The sequence below is a fragment of the Chamaesiphon sp. VAR_48_metabat_135_sub genome (genome assembly GCF_031418915.1).
Taxonomy (GTDB): domain Bacteria; phylum Cyanobacteriota; class Cyanobacteriia; order Cyanobacteriales; family Chamaesiphonaceae; genus Chamaesiphon.
Genome location: NZ_JANOJV010000241.1, coordinates 1 through 1,999, shown reverse-complemented (window position 1 = coordinate 1,999; position 1,999 = coordinate 1). Strand labels below are relative to the sequence as shown.

Sequence of the window (1,999 nt, the reverse complement as noted above, 5' to 3'; positions counted from 1 at the left end):
TAAGCCCTGAAAAAGGTTGATCCGCTCGTTGAGGAAGATGCAGTTGTTGTTGCCGTTCGAGAGAGTCACACAAGGCAACGTATCCTTGATAATTCCGCCCAATCCAGTGAAAGTACCTGCATGAGCGGCAGAAGTGGCAATTAGAATGATCGAAGCGGTGAAACAGACTGAGCCCGTAGCGAACGATTTAGGCAAGTGGGCTGTAACAGTTTTAGATGACATATTGGGTACTCTAGGTTGAGAGTGGATGGTGCAGATAAACTTCTGTCGAATGCGATCGCATATTTGATTTGCAGTAGCGGTTCGTTTTTGTTTTCTCTGTTCGTTAAATCAACAATGACACAGTACAAAAGAGTCCCACACTGCATACATTGGAACTATTTATGACCCATTCTCCACAAGGATTCTGATGTGAAAGTACCAAGGTTAGCCTTGGTACAGTTCCAAACTTTATTTCAAGAAATCGTGTTTTAGGTAATGCCTAATATATCCTTCGATCGAACTATTAAAAAGCGCAGCGAGAATGTATTTATCGCTTTACTCGACTATGCGCTCAAACATGAAGATTTCGAGTGGAAGGGTTTAACAGTTAGCTTCGACACTGATAAACCTGGACTACAGGAAATTTGTGGTGCTAATAAATATCAAAAGCAAGACCAATATCGATCGACTATTTCCGACCATATTTCCTACTACCTACCAACTTTGTTAGGGAGCCTTTTTGTAGATAAACGCTCCCGAAAAGATAAAGGGGCGGGACGTTGGAAATTTGACGTTACTTTTTGGAGCTTGGATCTAGCAGAAAATATCCTTCGATTCAATGAGGAGTGGGAAGCAAAAAAAGCAAATGGCTGTTTTAAACCGATCGACTCAAAACCCGAAACATCCCCGCCACAAGCAACCGAACTGCGAATTGTAATTCATGGATGTTCGATCGAGCAAGTTGGTAGACAGTTAGTTTGGGAACAGTTGCAAAGTCTGATTCCTAGTCACTCGATCGAGATCGTTTCGATTACTAGGGGTAGCGTCGTTATTGCTGTCAGATCGTCAACTACGGGGATTCAGGAGCTTTATAACCAGTATCAAAATGGAACATTCGATCGATTATTGGGCTTTCCGATCGCAAAATTAGAGATATTGAGCGATCGACGCTCAGAACCACCTCAGCAGCGGTTATTTGGGGGAATTCCCGATGTACCGTCGCCGTGGGTGGGGCGAGATGGATTGTTGGCTGAGTTGCATCGGGAGCTAGTCGCCGAGAAGAAAGTCATCGCAATCGTCGGACAGGGTGGCATGGGCAAAACCAGTCTGGCGGCTAAAGCGATCGAATCGATAGGAGTCGATATTAAAGCTAAAGTCCTGACACAAGCTTGTCTCTACGAACGCGTTCTGTTCTTTACCGTGGAGAATAACGCTGGATTTGAGACGGTGGCGGCGGCATTGCTAGAAATGTTAGAGCCAGGAGTCGCAGCTAGTCAGACACCGCGAGAGATGATCGCTCGAATTATTACTGGGTTGAATAGGTATCGGTATTTGGTGGTACTGGATAACTTAGAGTCCTTGCTCCGGCGGGAAGAAGTGGGAAGAGCGATCGATATCGAGGTCGATAATTTGCTCAATGCACTGGCATATAAAGGGCATAAATCACAGATTATCATTACCAGTCGCGAGTCTCCCCAAGGTTTGAAAGATCGACGGGGGGATGAAGTAGATATCAAATTGGTTAAGGAAGTAGAAATTGAAGGGAGTTCGATAGCGGACAGTATCGAGCTACTCCGGCAGCTTGGGCTGACAGATACTGAGGAAGATTTGGCGTGGATTGCCGATCGAGTAGGTGGAAATACTTTGATTCTCACACTATTAGCTGGATATGCTCAAGGGCAACCTGGATTGCTGTGGCAGGAGCAAGAGATCGTGTGCGACAAAGCTGACCCCGTAATTAATGCACAGTTTGAGCGACAGTCGGCAGCAGAGCGCGAGTTGCTGCGGCGAATGTGCG

The 1,999-nt window shown here is 45.8% G+C and carries 2 protein-coding genes; one reads left to right on the top strand and one right to left on the bottom strand.

The genetic code is table 11. The features are described 5' to 3' along the window. On the bottom strand, positions 1 to 195 hold a 195-nt coding region (locus tag RMO55_RS16820; protein WP_310428375.1), incomplete at its 3' end, for a hypothetical protein. Between the two features lie 282 nt (positions 196 to 477). Between RMO55_RS16820 and RMO55_RS16815 the strand changes: the two genes are divergently transcribed. Beyond that, positions 478 to 1,999 (top strand): AAA family ATPase (locus tag RMO55_RS16815; RefSeq protein WP_310428372.1); only part of this gene is annotated, 1,522 nt, incomplete at its 3' end.